We start from the raw sequence: 13,162 nt of genomic DNA on the forward strand, positions 1-13,162 counted from the left end.
CGGCCCGCCGCCCGACCTCCCGTCAGAGTGCCGGCGTGCCGTGACATCTCCTCCACCGTCACCGACCGGTTCCGCAGCAGACGTGTGAACCGCATCTCCCGCGCCCGCGTTCCCCCGAGCCGGCGGATGCACGACCCGGGCTGAAGCACCAATGCCGCATGCAACAAGGCCCCCCTTTTTGCAGCCGCCGGTCGCCGAAACCGCCCAGACCGTACTCCATACCCGACATCCAATTCTCCGCCCGCTGTGCTTCGGACAGAGAATCGAACCGCCTTACTCGACGCAACTACGATGTGTGAATGCGATAGCTGCGCGGGCGGAGAGGGCAAATCACTCGAAGCGATACTACAGCCCGAGCACGTCCTTCATGCCGTACAGGCCGGGCTTCCTGCCCTCCAACCACTTGGCCGAGGTCACGGCGCCGGCGGCATAGGTCTCGCGGCTGAAGGAGCGGTGGTTGAGTTCGAGCCGCTCGCCGGCCGCCGCGAAGTAGACCGTGTGCACGCCCACCTCCTCGCCGCCGCGCAGGGTGGCGAAGCCGATCTCGCCGGTCGGACGCGCGCCGGTATGGCCGTCGCGGCTCTTGCGCCAGACATCCTCGAGCTGGACCTTGCGGCCCGCCGCCGCGGCGCGGCCGAGCGCCAGCGCGGTGCCCGAGGGCGCGTCGATCTTGTGGCGATGGTGCATCTCCAGCACCTCGATGTCGTAGCTGGGGTCGAGCATCGACGCGGTCTTCTCGACCAGCGCCAGCAGGATGTTGACCCCCAGCGCCATGTTGGCCGCCCACAGGATCGGCACCTTCTTCGCCGCGTCGTGGATCAGCCTGGTCTGGACGGGATCGAGGCCGGTCGTGCCGATCACCATGGCGACGCCGTTCTCGCCGGCCACCCTGGCGTGCGCCACGGTCGCTTCCGGCACGGTGAAATCGATCACGCACTGGGCGGCCCTGATGGCGGCGGCGCTGTCGTCGCCGATCAGCACGCCGTTCGGCTCGATCCCGGCGATCTCGCCCGCATCCTTGCCCAGCGCCTTGGAGCCCGGCCTCTCGCTGGCGGCGGCCAGGGTCACGCCCTCGGTCCGCGCGATCTGGCGGACCAGCATCTGGCCCATGCGCCCCGAGGCGCCGACGACGGCGATCTTCATCTCGTTCCTCTTCTCGTTGGTTGGCCTAGACTAACGGACCGGAAGCGAGGGGAACACATGCTCTTCATGGTGGTCGAGAAGTTGAAGAACCAGGACGGCAAGGCCGTCTATCGCAAGCTGCAGAAGGGCCGCGGCCTGCCCGACGGACTCGAGTTCGTCGCGAGCTACGTGACGGCCGATCTCGGCCGCTGCTTCCAGCTCATGCGCACCGACGACATCACGACGTTCCAGCGCTGGATCGCCGACTGGCAGGAGGTCGTCGAGTTCGAGGTCGTGCCCGTGGTCGAAGGCAAGACGACGCGCGAGGCGCTGGAGCCACTGCTGTAGACAGGAATTCCGACGAAGGAGAGCCGACGATGATTTCAGGTGGCTGCCATTGCGGCGCGATTCGCTATCAGGCAGAGGGCGACGCCCTCAACCACGCGCTATGTCACTGCACGGACTGTCGGCGACATGCCGGCGCGCCGATGGTGGGCTGGACGATGTACCCGCAGGACGCGGTCAAGGTGACCAAGGGGACCCCAAAGCTCTACGCTTCGTCGGAGCATGGAAGGCGGCATTTCTGCCCCGACTGCGGCACCGGGCTCTTCTACGACAATGCGAAGGTGTTGCCGGGGCTCATCGATATCCAGAGCGCGACCTACGACGATCCGGACGCGGTGCCGGCGCAGCTCCACATCCAGGTCGCCGAGCGGATCGGATGGATGAAGACCGCCCATGAACTGCCGGCGTTCGACCGCTATCCGCCGCAGCCGTAGGGCGCGCGGCTACTTCCAGGGATCCGCCACCTTCGGCCAGAACGGCGTCTTGCGCTTGGTGTAGGGCCAGCGGGTGACGTCGGGGTCGGCGGCGCCGGGGGTGGCGACGTAGAGGATCTCCTTCGCGACGCCGACGAAGCCGTTATAGAAATGCTGCGCGCTCTTCACGATGACGACGCGGTAGTCGGCGGGCTCGGCGCCGACCGCGCGGAAGGCGTCGGCGTGGAAGGTCTGGTTGCGTCGGGTGCAGATTGCGATGTCGACATGCTCCGACGACAGCAGCGCCATGTCGCCGAGCGGCGACATCACCGGCCCGTAGGGCTGGAAGACGTTGCGGGCGATCTTCTTCACGGTGACGTCGAGGTCGACCGGATCGCCGCTCACCGTGCCCGACTTGCCGCCCAGGCGCATGCGGATGCGCGCGCCCTCGCCCGCCTCCTCAGCGATCTGGAAGGCCATCGGGTCCCACATCACGCCGAACAGCGCCGGCCCGATCTCGCGTTCGACCAGCGCCTTCAGCACGAAGGTCGAATCGCCCGGCGCGCCGGAGCCGGGATTGTCAGCGCGGTCGGCCAGCACCAGCGGGCCCTGGTTGTGCGAGGCCGCGCGGTCCATCGCCTCCTCGACGGTGAGGTACCGGGTGGCATAGCGCTCGCGATTGTCCCACAGCTCCTTGCCCAGCTGCTCGGCCAGCGCTTCGGCCTTCTTCAGGTCGCCGTCGGCCACGACCAGGGTGCGGGTTCCGACATCCTCCACGTCGGCGAACGAGAATCCGTGGCTCAGCGACACCGAGAGGATGCCGTCCTTGCCCTCGAGGCTCTTCATGCGAACGACGAACTCGTTGATCGGCGGCACGGAGGTCCGGTACTGCGCGATCATGCGGCAGTCGTAGCGCGCCATCACCGGCTTCACCTTCCCGTCGACCGTGTCGGCGATGATCGCGAACAGCTCGGCGGCGCGCTCCATCGTGTCGGTGTGGGGATATTCCTTGTAGCCGACCAGCACGTCGGCGCTGTCGAGCATCAGGGCGCTCAGGTGGCAGTGCAGGTCGAACTCGGCGCCGATCGCCACCTTGGGTCCGACGATGGCGCGGATGCGCGACAGGAGATCGCCCTCGCAGTCGTCGTAGCCGTCGGCCACCATGGCGCCGTGCACGTTGATCAGCACCGCATCGAGCGGCAGAGCGGCCTTGATGCCATCGAGGATCTCGTCACGGAAATCCTCGTAGACCTTGCGCACGGTCGTGCCCGAGGGCGCCGCGAAGGTCGAGAGTCCCTCGATCACCGTCCAGCCGCGCTTCTCGGTCTCCCTGCGCCAGACGTGCATGGGGGCGGTGAAGTTGGTCGGCTCGTGTTTCGTGGCGTCGCCGTGCCAGATGCCATGCTCCTGGTAGCCTCGCAGGCCGGTGGGAAAGGGAACGAACTGGTTGGTCTCGGTCCCGAGGGCCGCGATGTAGACACGCTTGGACAACGACTTACTCCTTGGCGCAATGGCAGCCCGCGACATGGTCGTCGACCATGCCGGAGGCCTGCATGAAGGCGTAGCAGATGGTGGAGCCGACGAACTTGAAGCCGGCTTTCTGAAGGGCTTTCGACAGGGCGTCGCTTTCTGGCGAGCGCGCCGGCACATCCTTGAGGGTCTTCGGGCGGTTATTCTTCGGCGTGCCGCCGACGAAACTCCACAGGACCTTCGAGAAGGAGCCTTCGCGCTCCTTCAGCGCGAGATAGGCCTGGGCGTTGGTCACGCTGGCTGCGATCTTGCCCTTGTGGCGGATGATGCCGGGATCGAGCAGCAGCTTCTCCAGCTTCGCAGGGCGATAGCGCGCGATCTTCTCCGGATCGAACCCGTCATAGACCTTGCGGTAATGCTCGCGCTTGCGCAGCACGGTGATCCAGGAAAGGCCGGCCTGGCAGCCTTCCAGGGTCAGAAGCTCGAACAGCGCGCGATCGTCGCGCAGCGGCCGACCCCATTCCGTGTCGTGGTATTCCTGATAGAGCGGGTCGTCCGACACCCAGCCGCATCTTGGCTTGCCGTCCGCGCCGCTCACTCTATCGTGCTTCCAAACCATGTGAGGAAGCTACCCAATGTCCAAGGTCCCCGCCAACCTGAAGGTCTGCATTTTCGATGTCTTCGGCACCGTCGTCGACTGGCGCGGCAGCCTGATCGCCGACCTGCCCGCACTCGGCAGGAAATACGGGATCGAGACCGACTGGACGAGCTTCGCCGACGACTGGCGCGGCCTCTACCAGCCGCAGATGGGACGCGTGCGCAAGGGCGAGCTGCCGTGGACCCGCATCGACGATCTGCACAAGGAAGCCTTCGAGATGCTGCTCGCCAAGCGCGGCCTGAAGCATCCGGGCGAGGAAGGCGCGTGGGAGTTCACCCATCTCTGGCACAAGCTCCGGCCCTGGCCCGATTCGGTCGAGGGCATCGGCATGATGAAGAAGAAGTTCGTCGTGGCCACGCTCAGCAACGGCAACGTCGCGCTGCTGATCAACATGGCCAGGAACGGCGGCATTCCCTGGGACCATTGCTTCTCGGGCGAGACCTTCCATCACTACAAGCCCGACCCCGAAGCCTATCTCGGTGTCGTCGACAGCATGTACCTCATGCCCGAGCAGGTGATGCTGGTGGCGGCGCACAACAACGACCTGGCGGCGGCGCAGAAGTGCGGCCTGTCGACCGGCTTCGTCCTGCGCCCCGGCGAGCACGGCCCGAACCAGACACGCGACCTCAAGGCCGAGGGCGAGTGGAACGCGGTGGGCACGTCGATGATTGATCTCGCGAAGAAGCTTGGGTGCTGAACGAGAGAAGCGGTCCGTACCTCTCTTCCACCTCTCCCCCTAGCGGGGGAGAGGAACATGACGACGGAAGGTTTCAGCTCCCGTCAGAGTTTCGGGCGGCGTGAGCGCCACGGCGTGGCGCGTTCGTAGGCCGCGCCGGCGGCCAGGACGCTGGCCTCGTCGAACGGGCGGCCGGCCAGCTGGAAGGCGAGCGGCAGGCCTTCGGCATCGAAGCCGCAGCACACCGCGGCGGCAGGCTGGCCGGTGACGTTGAAGGGCATGCTGAGCGACGGCTTGCCGAGGAAATGGAAGATCGGCGCCGGATCCTCGAAGACTTCCGGCGGGCCCCACTGGTTGGCCGTCATCACGAGATCGTAGCCGCGCATCGCCTCGCGCGTGTCCTGCTGCAGCTTGCGCCTGAACCGCAGCGCCGAGATGTACTGCTCGGCCGAGAGGAAGGCGCCGAGCTGAAAGCGGCGCCGTGTCGTGTAGCCGAACTTCTCGGGCCGCTCGATCACGTCGCGGCGATGGATGGCGTGCGCCTCGGTGGTGATGATGACACGGCCGCAGATGTGATAGTCGCGGATGTCGGGGAAGATCACCTCCTCCACCGTGGCGCCGAGGTCGCGCATCACACGCACGGCCTCTTCCATCCCGGCGGCCATGTCGTCGGTGAGCTTGCCGTCGGGTCCTTCGTACCAGCTGCGCGCCAGGGCGATGCGCAGGCCCTTGATCGGGCGCCGGGCCGCCGCGCCATAGTCGACCTTGGGCGCACGGGCCGAAGCCTGGTCATTGGGATCGTGGCCGGCCAGCACGTCGAGCATCAGCGCGCAGTCCTCGGTCGTCCAGGCCATGGGTCCGGCCGTGTCGAGGCTGAACGAAAGCGGGTAGATTCCGCAGCGGCTCACCAGCCCATAGGTCGGCTTGATGCCGGCCGTGGCGCAATAACCCGCCGGGTTGCGGATCGAGCCGCCGGTGTCGGAGCCCATCGCACCCATGCAGAGCGCCGCCGCGATCGCCGCACCGGAGCCGCTCGAGGAGCCGCCGGGCTGGTAGGCGGTGTTCCACGGATTGCGCACGGCCGGGAAGGGCTGATCGGGCGTCATCGCGCCGTTGGCGAACTCGTGCGTGCCGAGCTTGCCCAGGATCACCGCGCCTGAATCCTTGAGGCGTCGCACCGTCTCGGCGTCGATGGCCGGTACGTAGTCGATCTTGAGATGCGAATGACCGGTCGTCTTCACGCCGGCCGTTTCGTAGATGTCCTTCAGCCCGATCGGAATGCCGTGCATCGGCCCGCGCCGCAGGCCGCCCCGCATTTCCATGTCGGCCTGCCGCGCGGCATTCAACGCGACGTCGGCGGTGACGTTGACGTAGCTGTGGAGGCTGCCGTCGACCGCCGCGATGCGCGCCAGAAACGCCTCGGTCAACGCCGTCGAGGTGAGGTCGCCGCGCGCCATCAGGCGACCGGCCTCGGCAATTCCGAGTGTCGTCAGATCGGTCATGGGAGCCTCTACTCGTCGGCGCGAAAGACTTGCGGCGGCTCGGCAGCCCAGGCCCAGCGCTCGGGGATGCGCTCCATCAGGCCGAGCAGGCCGACATAGCCCTTGTGCAGGTGGCCGATGTCTTCCTCGGTCAGGGTGAGACCGGTCAGCGCGGCGCGTGCCCGGAATTCCTCGAGCGTTGGCGCCCTGGTCGATGATGTCATTACGTTCCTCCGCAACGATCGATGCATGCAATCGATATGCCGCCGCGAGCGTAGCGCGCCCACGTTGCGTTGGCTTGCCCCTTGCATGACGGAACGGGACGGCTTGCGTCGGGGTCACCGACGGGATCGCCGAACCGGGGAGTAGTGAATGTTCAACCGTCTTCGTGTCGCCGCCGCCGGCCTGGCGGTCCTCGCAGCGACTGCAACGCCTGCCCTTTCGCAGGGCACTCTGCGCATCGGCATGACAGCCGCCGACATTCCTCTGACGACGGGCCAGCCCGATCAGGGGTTCGAGGGCTTCCGCTTCGCCGGCTACACCATTTATGACGCGCTTGTGAACTGGGACCTCTCGAAGGCCGACACGATCGCCGACATCCGGCCCGGCCTCGCGGTGTCCTGGGCGCCGGTCGAGGGCGAGCCGACCAAATGGATCTTCAAGCTGCGCGAGGGCGTCAAGTTCCATGACGGGTCGGACTTCGACGCCGACACCGTGATCTGGAACCTCGACAAGGTGCTGAACGACAAGTCGCCGCAGTTCGACAGCAAGCAGATGGCGCAGGTGCGCGCGCGCATCCCGACGCTCGTTGGCTACAAGAAGATCGACAGGTACACGGTCGAGCTCACGACGCGCATCGTGAACTCGCTGTTCCCCTACGACATGTCCTACGTCTTCTATTCGAGCCCGGCCAACTGGGAGAAGCAGGGCAAGGACTGGAACAAGGTCGCGCTCAATCCGTCGGGCACCGGCCCCTTCAAGGTCGACCGCGTCGTGCCGCGCGAGCGCATGGAACTCTCGCGCAACGCCGACTACTGGGAAAAGGCGCGGGTGCCCAAGCTCGACAGGGTGATCCTGTTCCCGATGCCGGAGGCGGCGACCCGCACGGCGGCGCTGCTGGCGGGCCAGGTCGACTGGATCGAAGTGCCCGCGCCCGACGCCATTCCGCGCCTCAAGCAGGGCGGCATGACCATCGTCACCAACAAGTATCCGCACAACTGGGCCTATCAGCCCTCCATGGCCGAGGGCTCGCCATGGACCGATGTGCGCGTGCGCAAGGCGGCCAACCTCGCCATCGATCGCGCCGGCCTCAACAAGCTGCTGGGCGGGCTGATGATCGAATCCAAGGGCCATGTCTATCCCGGCCATCCCTGGTTCGGCTCGCCCGCCTTCGACATCAAGTACGATCCGGCGGCCGCCAGGAAGCTGCTGGCCGAAGCGGGCTACAGCGCGACCAAGAAGCCCAAGATCAAGATCGCCATCTCGACCTCGGGCTCGGGCCAGATGCTGCCGCTGCCGATGAACGAGTACGTGCAGGAGAACCTGAATGCGGTGGGCTTCGACACCTCGTTCGAAGTCATGGAATGGAACGCGCTGGTGAACTTCTCCTTCCAGCCGGCGACGGGTGACAATGCCAAGAAGGCGGGCGTCAACGGCATCAACATCAGCCGCGCCACGGTCGATCCCTACTCGGCCTTCACGCGCCTGATGAACAGCAACTTCGTCCCGCCGGTCGGCGCCAACTGGGGCATCCTGAAGGACGACAAGCTCGATGCCATGATCAACAAGGCGCACACGAGCTACGACAAGGCCGAACAGACCAAGGCCCTGTCCGAGGTGCACGGCTACATCGTCGACCAGGCCTACTGGATCTGGATCGCGCACGACCTCAATCCGCGCGCCATGAACCCCAAGGTGAAGGGCTTCGTGCAGGCGCAGAGCTGGTTCCAGGACCTGACGCCGGTCGAAATCAAGTAGCTCACAGCAACCAAACGAGAGGCGGGCCGCAATGCTCCTCTATGCCCTACGCCGCCTGATCTACCTGATACCCGTCGCGTTCGGCGTGTCGCTGCTCGTCTTCGCGCTGGTGCACCTGGCGCCGGGCGATCCGATCTCGGCGATCGTGCCGCCCGACGCGCCGAAGGAAGTCGTCGACAAGCTCAAGGAGTATTATGGCTTCGACCAGCCGCTGCCGGTTCAGTACCTGCGCTGGCTCGGCGTCACCCTGACCGGCGATCTCGGCACCTCGATCGGCACCGGCCGGTCGGTGGCGGCTGAGGTCGGCAGCGCCTTTGGCAACACCATCATCCTGGCGATCGCCGCGACGTCGCTCGCCTTCACCCTGGCAGTCATCCTGGGCACCGCGGCCGCCTACGCCAAGTCGCGCGTCGTCGACCGGCTGGTGACGATGATCTCGCTGATCGGCGTCAGCGTGCCCCACTTCTGGCTGGCGATCGTGCTGGTCATCATCTTCGCCGTCGAACTGGGCGTGTTGCCGCCCATGGGCATCGGGCCGGAGAACTCGACCGGCTGGACCTTCGATCGGGCCCATCTCGCCCACATGGTGCTGCCGACCATCGCGCTCTCGGTGATCCCGCTCGGCGTCGTGACCCGCACGGTGCGCTCCACCGTCAAGGAAACGCTCAGCATGGAATTCGTGACGGCGCTGCAGGCCAAGGGCATGCGCGACAGCCGCATCCTGTTCCATGTGCTGAAGAACGCCGCCCCGACCTGCCTCGCCGTCATGGGCCTGCAGGCCGGCAACCTGATCGGCGGCTCGATCCTGATCGAGACGGTGTTCGCCTGGCCGGGCACCGGCTTCCTGCTGAACAGCGCCATCTTCCGCCGCGACCTGCCGATCCTGCAGGGAACGACGCTGGTGCTGGCCGGCTTCTTCATGCTCCTCAACCTGACCGTGGACATCATCCAGACCATGGTCGATCCCCGCATCAAGCGAGGCTGACCCGATGGCCCTGCAAAGTCCCTCCCTCGACGTCGGCGGCGCCATCCTGGTCAAGCCGACGCCCACCTCCGCCGGTCGCGGCTACTGGCAGTCGGTCGGGCGGCGCCTGCGGCGCGATCCGGTCACGCTGATCTGTGCCGCGATCCTGATCCTGCTGGTGCTGGCGTCGATCGCCGCGCCTTATCTCTATCTGGCGGATCCCTACAAGACCTCGATGCTGCGCCGCCTCTATCCGCTGGGGTCACCGAACCACTGGCTGGGCACCGACGAGCTGGGACGCGACATGTTCGCCCGCCTGATCTACGGCGGCCGGCTGTCGCTGTTCATGGGCGTGACGCCGGTTGTCTGTGCACTGCTGATCGGCGGCAGCCTGGGCATTCTCGCCGGCTTCGTCGGCGGCAAGACCAACATGGCGATCATGCGCATCATGGACGTCTTCTACGCCTTCCCGTCGGTGCTGCTCGCCATCTCCCTGTCGGGCGCGATGGGCGCCGGCACCGAGAACACGCTGCTGTCGCTCACCCTGGTGTTCATCCCGCCGATCTGCCGCGTCTCGGAGAGCGTCACCACGCAGGTGCGCGGCTTCGACTTCGTCGATGCGGCCAAGGCCAGCGGCGCCTCGGCCTTCACCATCGTGAGGGTCCATGTGCTGGGCAACGTGCTGGGCCCCATCCTGGTCTATGCGACGTCGCTGATCAGCGTCGCGATCATCCTGGCCGCGGGCCTCAGCTTCCTCGGCCTCGGCGTCAAGCCGCCGGAGCCCGAGTGGGGCCTGATGCTGAACACGCTGCGGCAGGCGATCTACGTCAATCCGGTCCTCGCAGCCCTGCCGGGCGTGATGATCTTCATCACCTCGATCTGCTTCAACCTGATGAGCGATGGCCTGCGCGCGGCCATGGACGTGAAGGCCTGACATGGACACGCTGCTTCCCATCCAGGATCGCGGCGGCCCGGCCCAGCCGCTGCTGCTGGCGACCGGCCTGCGCAAGCATTTCCCGGTCGCCGGCGGCCTGTTCGGCCGCACCACCAAGGTCGTGCGCGCGGTCGACGATCTCACCCTCTCGGTCGCCAAGGGCGAGACCCTGGGCGTCGTGGGCGAATCGGGCTGCGGCAAGTCGACGGTGGCGCGGCTGCTGATCCGCCTGCTCAAGCCGGACAAGGGCACGATGGTGCTGGATGGCGATCCGGTCGACGAGCCGCACGGCATCACGGTGAACGAGCTGCGCCGCCAGGTGCAGATGGTGTTCCAGGATTCCTACGCCTCGCTCAATCCGCGTCTCACCATCGCGGAGACCCTGGCCTTCGCGCCGCGGGCGCACGGGCTGCCGGCCGCCGAGGCGCGCGAGCGGGTGCACGATCTGCTGAGCAAGGTCGGCCTCGATCCGGCGAACTACGCCACGCGCTATCCGCACGAACTGTCGGGCGGCCAGCGCCAGAGGGTGAACATCGCGCGTGCGCTGGCGCTACGGCCGCGGCTGATCATCCTCGACGAGGCGGTGTCGGCGCTCGACAAGTCGGTCGAGGCGCAGGTGCTGAACATGCTGGTCGACCTCAAGACCGAGCTCGACCTGACCTACGTGTTCATCAGCCACGACCTCAACGTCGTGCAGTATCTCAGCGACCGTGTTCTGGTCATGTATCTCGGCAAGATCGTCGAGCTGGGCCCGGTCGAGGCGATCTACGGTAACCCGCAGCATCCCTACACGCGGGCGCTTCTGTCGGCGCGGCCATCGATGGATCCGCGCAAGCGGACCCACGAGGCGCCGATCCAGGGCGATCCACCCAATCCGATCGATCCGCCCTCGGGCTGCCGGTTCCGCACGCGTTGCCCGTTCGCGGAAGACGTCTGCGCCCGCGTCGAGCCGCCCCTGGCGGACGCCAAATTCCAGGCCGTGGCCTGCCACATGCGCGTGGCGGGTTCGGGACATTCAAAGGCGATGGCGGCATGACGAACATGCTTCAGGTCCGCGACCTTCACGTCACCTTCGTCACGCCCGATCGCACGGTGCATGCCGTCAACGGGGTCAGCTTCGACCTGGCGCGCGGCGAGACGCTCGGCATCCTGGGCGAGTCCGGGTCGGGCAAGAGCGTCACCCTGCGCTCGATCCTGCGGCTGCATCCCGAGCATCGCACCCGCTGGTCGGGGAGCATCAAGCTCGAGGGCGACGAGATCCTCGACATGGCCCCCAGGGCGCTGTCCGACCTGCGCGGGCAACGCGTCTCGATGATCTTCCAGGAGCCGGCGACCGCGTTCGATCCGGTCTTCACCATCGGCCAGCAGATCGCCGAGACGGTCCGCCGTCACACCGGCAAGAGCCAGACCGAGTCCATGAAGCGCGCCAAGGACCTGCTGGAGATGGTGCGGATTCCCTCGCCGGCACAGCGGCTCAAGGCCTATCCGCACGAGATGTCGGGCGGCATGCGCCAGCGCGCCATGATCGCGCTCGCGCTGTCGTGCAACCCCACCCTGCTGCTGGCCGACGAGCCGACCACGGCGCTCGACGCCACGGTGCAGATCCAGGTGCTGCTGCTGATCCGCGAGCTGCAGCGGGAGTTCAACCTCGGCGTCATCTTCGTCACCCACGATATCGGCGTGGCCGTCGAGGTCTCCGACCGGATCGGCGTCATGTATGCCGGCAAGCTGGTCGAGATGGCACCGGTCGAACGCATGGTCGACGCACCGCAGCATCCCTACAGCCGTGGCCTGCTGGCCTCGACGGTGCACGACGGCATGCGCGGCCAGCGCCTCGAATCCATTCCCGGCGCGCCGCCCGATCTCGCCGAAGTCCCCTCCGGCTGTAGCTTCGCCCCGCGCTGCAAGTTCGTCCGTCCCGACTGCACGGCCGCGGTCCCGTCGCTGCGCGACGTCGAGGCCGCGCACGCCGTGCGCTGCGTGCTGGCGGCTTAGGGTCGCTTCACGGCCGTCCAGGGACCGGATACCCGGTGAGCACACCTGCTTCCGGGGGGGGTGCCATCCACTTCATTTGTTTCGTTTATTTCGGTTGTTTCGTTTACTCGGCGCAAGAAGGGGCTTCCATAAGCGCTCCCGGACATTGCCGGAGGCAATGTCCTGCCGCTTGACCGGCCGAGCTTCGCTCGGTCGTCCCTTCGCTTGACGTCTCTGAATGTTCATATGAAAGTCATATGAACGAAAACAACGGCCTGCAGAGTTCATTCGAACCATGCAGATCGATCGGGACAGGAAGCGGGCTCAGGATCCGGGAATGCAGGCGGAAGAACGCGCCCGCGCCATCGTCGAACGCGTCCGGGGGGACGGTTTCCAGGCGATAGAGGCGCTGGCCCTCCAGTTCGGCGTCACGCCGCAGACGATCCGGCGCGACGTGAACCACCTCTGCGACCGCGGCCTGCTGCGCCGGCGCCATGGCGGCGTCGAGCTGCCGCCCGAGGGCGAGAACCTCGCCTATCCCGCCCGCCAGGTCCTGAACATCGACGCCAAGCGGCGCATCGCGCAGCTGGTGGCCCGGGAGGTGCCGGACGGCGCCTCGCTGTTCTTCGGCATCGGCACGACGCCCGAGCAGTGCGCTCTGGCGCTCGCCGACCATGCCGGCCTGCGGGTCATGACCAACAATCTCAACGTCGCGCTGGCGCTGAGCCGCAGCGCCTCCTGCGAGATCACCGTCGCCGGCGGCCGGCTGCGCAACCTCGACCGCGACGTGGTGGCGGGCGAGGCGCACGGCTTTTTCGGCCGCTTCGCCGCCGACATCGGCATCTACGGCGTCGGCGGCGTCGCCGAGGACGGCACGTTGCTCGATTTCAGCACCGACGAGGTGACGATGCGCAGCGCGCTCGCGGCCCACTGCCGCCAGCGCTTCCTGGTGCTCGATCATTCCAAGTTCGGCCGCGGCGGCACGGTCCGTGGCGGCCACATCACCGAGGCGAGCGCCGTGTTCAGCGACCGCCCGGTGCCCGACGCCATCGGCCGGCAACTGCGCGAGGCCGGCGTCCGGCTCGTGTCATGGCCGGAGGACGGCCCGACCATCGATTCGACAAGTCAAACAAGGAGGGGTTGATCTC

Annotated in this window: 14 protein-coding genes; 9 read left to right on the plus strand and 5 right to left on the minus strand. The window is 66.9% G+C overall.

Annotation, left to right across the window (positions count from 1 at the left end; genetic code table 11):
* Positions 1-345 precede the first annotated feature (345 nt).
* Positions 346-1,143: a 4-hydroxy-tetrahydrodipicolinate reductase gene (dapB, locus tag Q7V45_RS13760; RefSeq protein ID WP_304852875.1), complete on the minus strand. Its 798-nt coding sequence runs from the start codon at positions 1,141-1,143 to the stop codon at positions 346-348.
* A gap of 57 nt (positions 1,144-1,200) precedes the next feature.
* Between dapB and Q7V45_RS13765 the strand changes: the two genes are divergently transcribed.
* The gene (locus Q7V45_RS13765; RefSeq protein WP_216957655.1) at positions 1,201-1,470 is read left to right on the plus strand and encodes a DUF3303 domain-containing protein; all 270 of its coding nucleotides are present in this window, start codon (positions 1,201-1,203) and stop codon (positions 1,468-1,470) included.
* A 29-nt stretch (positions 1,471-1,499) separates the two neighbouring features.
* Positions 1,500-1,901 carry a GFA family protein gene (locus Q7V45_RS13770; RefSeq protein WP_304852879.1) on the plus strand — a complete coding sequence of 134 codons (402 nt, stop codon included), beginning with the start codon at positions 1,500-1,502 and terminating at the stop codon, positions 1,899-1,901.
* 9 nt (positions 1,902-1,910) lie between these two features.
* On the opposite strand, the gene Q7V45_RS13775 is transcribed toward Q7V45_RS13770, so the two are convergent.
* Positions 1,911-3,371 (minus strand): M81 family metallopeptidase, encoded by a 1,461-nt coding sequence (locus Q7V45_RS13775; RefSeq protein ID WP_304852881.1) that lies wholly within the window; start codon positions 3,369-3,371, stop codon positions 1,911-1,913.
* 4 nt (positions 3,372-3,375) lie between these two features.
* Positions 3,376-3,948, minus strand: a complete 573-nt coding sequence (locus tag Q7V45_RS13780) for a DNA-3-methyladenine glycosylase I (RefSeq protein ID WP_370692600.1) — start codon at positions 3,946-3,948, stop codon at positions 3,376-3,378.
* 37 nt (positions 3,949-3,985) lie between these two features.
* Here Q7V45_RS13780 and Q7V45_RS13785 point away from each other — a divergent pair, with 37 nt between their 5' ends.
* Entirely contained in the window at positions 3,986-4,705 is a 720-nt protein-coding gene (locus Q7V45_RS13785; protein ID WP_304852885.1) for a haloacid dehalogenase type II, read from the plus strand.
* Between the two features lie 83 nt (positions 4,706-4,788).
* Here Q7V45_RS13785 and Q7V45_RS13790 read toward each other — a convergent pair whose 3' ends face one another.
* Both Q7V45_RS13790 and Q7V45_RS13795 read right to left on the minus strand, forming a co-directional pair.
* The gene (locus Q7V45_RS13790; RefSeq protein WP_304852887.1) at positions 4,789-6,186 is read right to left on the minus strand and encodes an amidase; all 1,398 of its coding nucleotides are present in this window, start codon (positions 6,184-6,186) and stop codon (positions 4,789-4,791) included.
* Positions 6,187-6,194: 8 nt separating this feature from the next.
* Positions 6,195-6,389 (minus strand): hypothetical protein, encoded by a 195-nt coding sequence (locus Q7V45_RS13795; RefSeq protein ID WP_304852889.1) that lies wholly within the window; start codon positions 6,387-6,389, stop codon positions 6,195-6,197.
* Positions 6,390-6,537: 148 nt separating this feature from the next.
* Between Q7V45_RS13795 and Q7V45_RS13800 the strand changes: the two genes are divergently transcribed.
* From Q7V45_RS13800 to Q7V45_RS13825, 6 genes are all read left to right on the plus strand, one after another.
* Positions 6,538-8,142 (plus strand): ABC transporter substrate-binding protein, encoded by a 1,605-nt coding sequence (locus Q7V45_RS13800; protein ID WP_304852891.1) that lies wholly within the window; start codon positions 6,538-6,540, stop codon positions 8,140-8,142.
* Positions 8,143-8,173: 31 nt separating this feature from the next.
* Positions 8,174-9,127 carry an ABC transporter permease gene (locus Q7V45_RS13805; RefSeq protein ID WP_304852893.1) on the plus strand — a complete coding sequence of 318 codons (954 nt, stop codon included), beginning with the start codon at positions 8,174-8,176 and terminating at the stop codon, positions 9,125-9,127.
* Between the two features lie 4 nt (positions 9,128-9,131).
* Positions 9,132-10,040, plus strand: a complete 909-nt coding sequence (locus Q7V45_RS13810; protein ID WP_304852895.1) for an ABC transporter permease — start codon at positions 9,132-9,134, stop codon at positions 10,038-10,040.
* Between the two features lies 1 nt (position 10,041).
* Complete coding sequence (locus Q7V45_RS13815) at positions 10,042-11,076, plus strand: ABC transporter ATP-binding protein (protein ID WP_304852897.1); 1,035 nt, start codon at positions 10,042-10,044, stop codon at positions 11,074-11,076.
* Positions 11,073-12,035, plus strand: coding sequence for an ABC transporter ATP-binding protein (locus Q7V45_RS13820; protein ID WP_304852899.1), 963 nt, complete (start codon positions 11,073-11,075; stop codon positions 12,033-12,035). The genes Q7V45_RS13815 and Q7V45_RS13820 overlap by 4 nt, the downstream gene beginning before the upstream one ends.
* A gap of 316 nt (positions 12,036-12,351) precedes the next feature.
* Positions 12,352-13,158: a DeoR/GlpR family DNA-binding transcription regulator gene (locus Q7V45_RS13825; protein WP_304852902.1), complete on the plus strand. Its 807-nt coding sequence runs from the start codon at positions 12,352-12,354 to the stop codon at positions 13,156-13,158.
* Positions 13,159-13,162: the final 4 nt, after the last annotated feature.

It is taken from the genome of Reyranella sp. (assembly GCF_030651995.1).
In the GTDB taxonomy this organism is placed as follows: domain Bacteria; phylum Pseudomonadota; class Alphaproteobacteria; order Reyranellales; family Reyranellaceae; genus Reyranella.